Annotated in this window: 6 protein-coding genes; 4 read left to right on the forward strand and 2 right to left on the reverse strand. The window is 57.8% G+C overall.

What is annotated here, in order from left to right:
- The 3 genes from LCM4577_RS27050 to LCM4577_RS27060 all read left to right on the forward strand — a co-directional run.
- On the forward strand, positions 1-211 hold a 211-nt coding region (locus LCM4577_RS27050), incomplete at its 5' end, for a hypothetical protein (RefSeq protein ID WP_206744901.1).
- Between the two features lie 849 nt (positions 212-1,060).
- Positions 1,061-2,587, forward strand: a complete 1,527-nt coding sequence (locus LCM4577_RS27055) for a Fic family protein (RefSeq protein WP_052468023.1) — start codon at positions 1,061-1,063, stop codon at positions 2,585-2,587.
- A 193-nt stretch (positions 2,588-2,780) separates the two neighbouring features.
- Entirely contained in the window at positions 2,781-2,921 is a 141-nt protein-coding gene (locus tag LCM4577_RS27060) for a hypothetical protein (RefSeq protein ID WP_157900508.1), read from the forward strand.
- A 520-nt stretch (positions 2,922-3,441) separates the two neighbouring features.
- On the opposite strand, the gene LCM4577_RS27065 is transcribed toward LCM4577_RS27060, so the two are convergent.
- Positions 3,442-3,723, reverse strand: coding sequence for a hypothetical protein (locus LCM4577_RS27065; protein ID WP_244508445.1), 282 nt, complete (start codon positions 3,721-3,723; stop codon positions 3,442-3,444).
- Positions 3,724-4,099: 376 nt separating this feature from the next.
- On the opposite strand from LCM4577_RS27065, the gene LCM4577_RS27070 reads away from it, so the two are divergent.
- On the forward strand, positions 4,100-4,297 hold the full coding sequence (locus LCM4577_RS27070; RefSeq protein WP_071074194.1) for a hypothetical protein: 198 nt from the start codon (positions 4,100-4,102) through the stop codon (positions 4,295-4,297).
- Here LCM4577_RS27070 and LCM4577_RS27075 read toward each other — a convergent pair.
- Positions 4,249-4,782 carry a hypothetical protein gene (locus LCM4577_RS27075; RefSeq protein WP_071074195.1) on the reverse strand — a complete coding sequence of 178 codons (534 nt, stop codon included), beginning with the start codon at positions 4,780-4,782 and terminating at the stop codon, positions 4,249-4,251. The genes LCM4577_RS27070 and LCM4577_RS27075 overlap by 49 nt on opposite strands.
- Positions 4,783-6,158 lie beyond the last annotated feature (1,376 nt).

The raw sequence follows: 6,158 nt of genomic DNA on the forward strand, positions 1-6,158 counted from the left end.
GAAAACGGCGCCGCGTCATGCCCATTCCGCGCAATGCGGAAGCGAAAAGTCGTGGTTGACCAATGGGGACGCGCGCGGACCGGTCCTGCGGGGTACCATCACCGCGGCCTGCGACGCGGCTGGAGGAAGCTTCGCCAGCCTGCGGCTCGCGGTGCATCCGCTCGACAATCGAGCTGAACGCGTTTCCCCCTTCTGCCGCGGCKTGACCTGATGCGGCTTGGGGCCTGCCGTCCGGGGCGCCACCGGCTTGAGTGCCTCCGCTGCGCGATCTTCCCGTTCGGCCGATGTTGGTCATGTTTCATCTCCGATCCAGGCAACAACGCATCGCCTAAAGTGTGTGGAGCAACGACAGGCGAACCAACATGGTCGCCGCTCAGGAACCCCAAAGCGCGCCAGGGCATCGAACCCGGGAGCTCTGAAGGAAGCACCTTGTCGGATCGGTAAATCGAGCAGGCCCTTGGCCGGGCCGACGCTCGAATCCCTTTCGCTCGCAGTCGGGAGGTCGCAATCACCTTCAACATCCCTGACAACCATTGCTCGCTTGAGGCGGAACGTAGCCTGGCTGACCTGACAACAAACTGACGCGCTATGACAGCTGAGCAGAATCTGAGAGCCGCCGGAGCAGACAGGCGCTCAGACACGCAAAGTTTGTACCTACAAGCCAATGTTTTGTAATGCAGCGRCCATCTGGCCGCTCCGGAGAACCGGAAGTGATAAGCAGCGGATTGTGAGAGAAATGCACCGTCTGTGGTGCAACGATCGCCGAGCGGTACTCGGCTCGCGGTCGTCCCTCCTCCTCCCCCTGACGCGTCACTGAATCTGGCTCAACATCCAGCTCACCGATGGCTCGGGCCCGCCCGACTTGTTCTTATGTCGGAAAAGTTTTCGAATCTAAGCCATTAACTCTCAATTATTTTCATTTTCGGCTCTTCCCGACCTTGTTGGGCTCGCCCAGCGAACGTATATCTAAACCGTTAAGTGCTTAAAGTTTTCAAAGACGATCACTTAAGTCGGAATTCTTTTCAAAATGCCGCTGTCTCGAACCCTTAATGGAGCAGGAATGAGCGACTTCCCTGAGTTTGTGCTGTCGACAAAGGAGAATTCCTTAAAAGTCTCGCGTGCTGCAGAGGCAGGGAAGCTGCGCGAGATCGGGAGCCGCCTCTACACGACCCACATGTTCGAAGACCGGACGGCTCTCGTCCGGCGCAACATCTGGAAGATCGTCCCTCTCTATTTCCCAGATGCGATCGTAGCAGATCGAACCGCCCTAGAACAGAAGCCTGCCAGCGACGGCTCTGTGTTCCTGATCGCCAAAACCAAGCGTGATGTCGAATTGCCGGGGTGCGTTATCCGGTCACGCAAGGGGCACGACAGAATAGAGGGCGATTACCCGATGCGCGTGAATCTGTATTGCACGTCACTAGCCCGCACGTTTGTGGAAAACATGATACCGTCTCGCTCAAGAAGCGGGATCGCAAGAACGGCATCGCGTAGCGAGATCGAAACCCATCTTCTCAAGCATTACCGCACTGGTGGCGAGACGGGCATCAATATCTTACGCGATCAGATCAAGAAGGTCGGGAGCGAACTCGGGTTGATCGATGAAGCCAGACAGCTGGGTTCTATGATCGGCGCCCTGATCGCTACGCAAGAAGCCAAACTGTCGGCGCCAGCCGTGCTTGCTCATGTCTCCGGGGAACCCTACGACCTACAACGCATCGATCTGTTCAATAAGGTTTACGACCTTCTCAGAGGCAGGGCGCCCCAAGCTCCACTGCTTTCCACTCTCAGCCCTGAAGGCAAGATCAATCAGGCCTTTTTCGAGGCATACTTCTCCAACTTCATCGAAGGCACAGAATTCGAACTAGATGAGGCCCAAGATATCGTCTTCAATGGAGCTATCCCTAAGGAGCGGCCAGCCGATGCTCATGATATAGTGGGCACGTTCGAAGCTGTCTCAGATCCGAATGACAATGGCCGCGTTCCACATAATTTTGATGACTTCATCGAACTTCTGAAGCAGCGCAACAAGCGGATCATGAATGCGAGGCCGGAGAAATCACCAGGCCAATTCAAGACAAAAGAAAACAGATTTGGGGTGGTTACCTTTGTGAAGCCAGAGGATGTCATCGGCACGCTGAAGGAGGGTTTCAAAATCCATCAACGTCTCGATAGCGCGATGGACAGGGCTATCTTCATGATGTTCTTGGTCGCCGAGGTCCATCCATTCAACGATGGAAATGGCAGAACCGCCCGGATCATGATGAATGCAGAGCTGACGACATCAAAGGAAACGCGGATTATCATTCCGACCGTCTACCGTTCGAACTACCTCGAGGGGCTTCGGATGACAACCAATGCAGGAGACCCCAACGCTCTCATCAGAACGCTCGAATTCGCACAGCGTTACGTTCACGCGATCAATTGGTCAACGCTCCAGAGGGCAACCTCCTTTCTCACAAAAACAAACGCTTTTGTTCGCCCAGAAGTCGGCGACCGAGAAGCGATCAGGCTTCGTCTACCGCGTCCAGAAGATGATGACGGTGATGGTAGCGGAGGTTCCATGTCAGGCGGACCTAAACTCTGACTGTTCTCCTGTCATCCTGCGCGATGACGGTGTGATTTGCCATTGCTCATCCCGCGGCCCGCGAAATCAGACGGCACCATCCAAATCAGCCCACCTGACGACGTACAGAGCGGAGGAAGCGGCAGCAGGCTGGCAAGTTCCTTTGCGGCTTCCAGGTTCATGTTCGCAGCGAAGACGGCGTACTAAGCTTCGCATGTTCGGACGTGAGGCGAGCCGCTCGGTACTTGGCGCCTTTGCCGTCGAGCGGCAAGGGGAAGACCATGCTTTCGAGGAAAGCGAATCCTTTACGCCCTCGCTGGAAAAGATCCTGCTTTATGGGGAACGGTTCTGCTGACAATCTTCGAGCTCCAGTTTCCACATGAGCTTGCGTTGTCCGGAAGCAAGAATCGAATGCCGCAGATGCGCGAATCTAGCGTTGCTGTTTAAGCAAGTAATAGAAGGGTGCGGTTCGGACGCTCCCTTCATTGACGTCGCGAATGTGCCCCCATCGCGATGTTACTCAACTGCATTCCCCCAATATAGGGCGCGGCCAGCAGGGCGACCTGGCTTCCCGAAACGTTCCCCTTCATGGCTGAGGCGATTGCTCCAATGGCATTCCACACCTCCGCCACGGCAACGAGTTTGGTCCCCGTGGAACTGACCCGGAGCCGTGGCTCCTCCTCGGTTGAAGTGGCCAGAATAGACAATAGAATCGTGTCGCCATTCCTTCGGGAATGCCGAGACGGATCTCTTCCTCGGCTGGCGTTGCGCAGGTCGTCCACCACTCAGGCCGCTGGCCGTCGCCCTGTTCGCGGCGCTCGCGGTTTCCGGATCGCTGGTCAGTGGGAGCTGTGATAGATCAAGACGAGAAGCACCTATTGTGCTTTCCCGTTCTCCGACCAATGCGACACCGACGAGTCGGGGTCTATGTACCGTCCGATGGTTCGCAAGTAGGCGGCGATCTCAGGTAGCAGAAAGTCGCGATCGCCAAATTCTTCGCCTATTCGTTGAAGTTCGTCCTCCGCCGCCGCCATTTCCTCGAGGTCTCCCAGGCAATAGTTGAACTGGCCGACGGCACAGATGTCACAGCCGGCCTTGATTACCCTGTCTACGAAGGCAGGGATATCGCTTGCCTTCATGAGTCGTTCGCCTGCCATCTCGAAGGTCTTTCCTCGCGTGTCTCTCCTGCAATATGGCAATCACCGCGTGCACTCGCAACCTGCGCGATTCCAAAGGTTGCGAGCCGCATCCAGCAGCGAAATTCTTCGCCAGAATCCTTCGATTGCATCTGTCGGATTCTTGCGTATCCTGCGGCCTGCGCATGTGAGCACAGGGTGGCGCCTGGCGCTTAGACTAGCCACCCCTTCAAGAACCAGCGTCGGCATGGCGACCGAAAATGCTGAGGCAAGAGATCGCCATCCAAGAAGGAAACGTACGTCATGGATTCCCATGCCGTTATTGCGTCCCTGCCAGTCGCCGGGGCCGACCGTGCCGTGCTTATCGAGGCCGCCAACGCCGCGTTCGAAAGGGTCATTGGGCGGATTGGCTGCCAACGAGGAACTGACTCGCACCCTTTGGGATGCCGAGCGTTATGTCGACAATGAAATCACTGCAGACATGCTGCCGATTTCACGGGACGAGGTCGCGTACCTCATTGACGTGTTCCTGGTGCATCATGTCGTTCAACTGGCGGTCGCCGCGGACAAGGAAGCCGCCGAATCCATGCCTTGACCCTCGCCGGCGGCAGATGCGTCTGCCTGCAGCGACCTGGCCGACGGCCCGATCAATGCCGTAACCTTTGCCGCCACCTCTTCAAGGGTGGCGGTGAGGCGGTTTATCTGCGATGCGGTTGCTGCCAGTTCCGGTCCATAGCGGGTGACGAGATATTCCCGGTTCTGGCTTAGGGATTGGAGATGCTTGGCCGTTTTCGCGCGAAGGCGTAGGCCCGCTGCCGGAGTGTGCTCCGTCCGCGCCGACAGGTCGTGGTGCATTTTCCGGATCTGATTGGGATTGTGCCCACGGTGGAGCAAGAGCGCGGTCAGGTAGAGTTCGATCGCATGGATCGCCGCCAATCTGAACGGCGCCCTGGTAAGCGGCTTGCYGGGTCGGCCGAGCTGTAGGAGGAGATTTGCCCCCTTGCGATATTCTTCCGCGAGCTCGTGGACCTGCTGTGCAGATGCCAGCTCACCGGGATATTTGCGTTCTTCGATTGCCATTCGCGCAACATGCGATGCTACGGGGAGGAGTTCGTAAAGGAAAAAGTCGTCTGGTCATTCTCTTCAGGCATAGCGGACCTCCTATGCCCGTGACGCTCTCATGCCGTCACGCTCGATAATAAATTTGATCCTAACTTCAAGAAAATCTAGCCGTAGTAGCGCTTCCCAACGGCACCGTCGTAAAGCTAGTGGTACACCATTATGACATCAAAACATGGCGATCGCGACGAGAAACGGCGGCCACCTAAATGTAAAGATCGCGGGAACGCAGCAGGCGATGTGGCAAGCAGACTTATCTACTTCGACGGCTCGAAAGCCGGGGCACCCTCGCCCCACTACTCGGAAGGCGACCGCGCTCCTTTCAGCGTGTCCTGCCACAGCCGCAGGCGCGGTGAGCAGGCCGGAAAAACATTCCCAACCTGAGATTTCCGTCGGTCGAGCGTGGGGCTGCAGAAGCGATTTATCCGGAGTGTTGCCCAGTCAAAGCTGACAATTCGAAACAATTGGGCGGCCAAACACGCAGATATTCGGGAGACAGGCTTAACTCGTGCCTCACTCTTTTCGCCTATCCGGGCCTTCAGAAACTGGAGGGCGAAATGACAGGTCGGGTCGGTGACGGCGAACGGGATGGGGATTCGTCGGGAGACGAAGGCGACTCCGGGGACGGAACCGGCGAAGCGGCCCTCGTTCTCACGCCGAGTTACAGACGCGGGCAGCTTCGGTGCAGAGAAGAGGAGGCGAACGATCGATGGCTAACCAGCCTTGGAACGGCTTCCCAGCTCGGTGTCCTGCCCATTGCAAAACTCTACTCTAAAGTGTTGCGGGAAGCTTCTGTTTAGCATCCGTGGCCGACGAAGGACGACCGGGTGTTCTGTCTCTCGCCAAATGTCGAAGCCGTTGGCTACAACCAATTCGCTACGAATTTGGTAGGCGCCGGTGCTGTGTCCGGGGATCGACACTTCGCCGATCTTGAATACGCGACGCAGCAGTGCCAGCGTTGCCCCGCAACGGCGAGCCCGCCCATCTTCCCATTTGACAAGCCTGTCCGGCTGCGGTTGTGAAGCTGTCGGATCCGGTTGATGCCCCGCCCCTGTATACCGCCCGTTGAACGATCCGCGGTCGGTTGCCTATGGCGTCGCTGTGACGGTCGTGCCACCGCTTAAATCGCCATCATCCGCTGGTGAACCAGGCCGGAGTGTCGGCGAGGYGTTGCAGCAAGCATCATGGACCGGAGCCGATAAGCGGCCTGAGGCGGCCCAGCAAGGCCTGGCGGTCGGCGAGGAGGGTGTCGAGGTGGAGCGGCCGGCCGGTGGGCGGTTCGGCTTCAGCCAGGCGTGCGGTCAGCGCCCGGGTGGCGTCGAGGACGAAGACGCCGC

Source organism: Mesorhizobium sp. LCM 4577 (genome assembly GCF_001854795.2).
Taxonomy (GTDB): Bacteria; Pseudomonadota; Alphaproteobacteria; order Rhizobiales; family Rhizobiaceae; genus Mesorhizobium; species Mesorhizobium plurifarium.